Below are 1,235 nucleotides of genomic sequence, written 5' to 3'. Positions count from 1 at the left end.
AATGGAGGAAAAATTAAAATGGCAAAAGCTAAATTCGAGAGAAGCAAACCACACGTAAACGTAGGAACAATAGGTCACGTTGACCACGGGAAAACAACAACGACAGCAGCAATTTCAAAAGTATTGGCTGAAAAAGGGCTAGCTGAAAAAGTTGACTTTGAAAACATTGACCAAGCGCCTGAAGAAAGAGAAAGAGGGATTACAATCAACACAGCTCACATTGAGTATGAAACAGAAAAAAGACACTATGCCCACGTTGACTGTCCAGGGCATGCGGATTACGTAAAAAACATGATTACAGGAGCGGCTCAAATGGATGGTGCTATCTTAGTAGTATCAGCAGCTGACGGTCCTATGCCTCAAACAAGAGAGCATATCCTTCTTGCAAGACAGGTTGGAGTACCTTACATCGTAGTATACTTGAACAAAGTTGACATGGTAGATGACGAAGAATTATTAGAACTAGTAGAAATGGAAGTAAGAGAATTACTTACAGAATACGGATTCCCAGGAGACGATGTACCAGTAATCAAAGGATCTTCATTAGGAGCATTAAATGGAGAAGCTCAATGGGTAGACAGAATTATGGAATTAATGGATGCGGTTGATGACTACATTCCAACACCAGAAAGACCAGTAGACCAAGCATTCCTAATGCCAATTGAAGACGTGTTCACAATCACAGGAAGAGGAACAGTTGTAACAGGAAGAGTAGAAAGAGGAGTAATCAACGTTGGTGAAGAAGTAGAAATCGTAGGAATCAAGCCAACAACAAAAACTACTGTAACAGGAGTAGAAATGTTCAGAAAATTATTGGATTCAGGACAAGCTGGAGACAACATTGGAGCATTGTTAAGAGGAACTAAGAAAGAAGAAGTGGAAAGAGGGCAAGTACTTGCAAAACCAGGAACAATCAACCCACATACAGGATTCAAGTCAGAAGTGTACGTATTGACAAAAGATGAAGGAGGAAGACATACACCATTCTTCACAGGATACAAACCACAATTCTACTTCAGAACGACTGACATTACAGGAGAAGTAAACTTGCCAGAAGGTGTAGAAATGGTAATGCCTGGAGACAACATTGAAATGACAGTTGAACTAATTCACCCAATTGCAATGGAAGAAGGATTAAGATTTGCGATAAGAGAAGGTGGAAGAACAGTAGCTTCAGGAGTAGTAGCAACTATTACTAAATAGTTTTCTGTAAGGAACTTTCTTAAAGATAAAAA

Annotated in this window: 1 protein-coding gene; it reads left to right on the top strand. The window is 39.4% G+C overall.

The window, feature by feature from the left end:
- The first annotated feature begins 18 nt into the window (after positions 1-18).
- The gene (tuf, locus tag ACEG17_RS09950; RefSeq protein WP_026745237.1) at positions 19-1,203 is read left to right on the top strand and encodes an elongation factor Tu; all 1,185 of its coding nucleotides are present in this window, start codon (positions 19-21) and stop codon (positions 1,201-1,203) included.
- Positions 1,204-1,235: the final 32 nt, after the last annotated feature.

Source organism: Leptotrichia hongkongensis (assembly GCF_041538065.1).
In the GTDB taxonomy this organism is placed as follows: Bacteria; Fusobacteriota; Fusobacteriia; order Fusobacteriales; family Leptotrichiaceae; genus Leptotrichia; species Leptotrichia hongkongensis.
This window is presented reverse-complemented; position numbering and strand designations above follow the sequence as displayed.

Excerpts from the sequence above, each read along its gene's own strand:
- tuf (WP_026745237.1), top strand. The coding sequence starts at position 19 with ATGGCAAAAGCTAAATTCGAGAGAAGCAAACCACACGTAAACGTAGGA.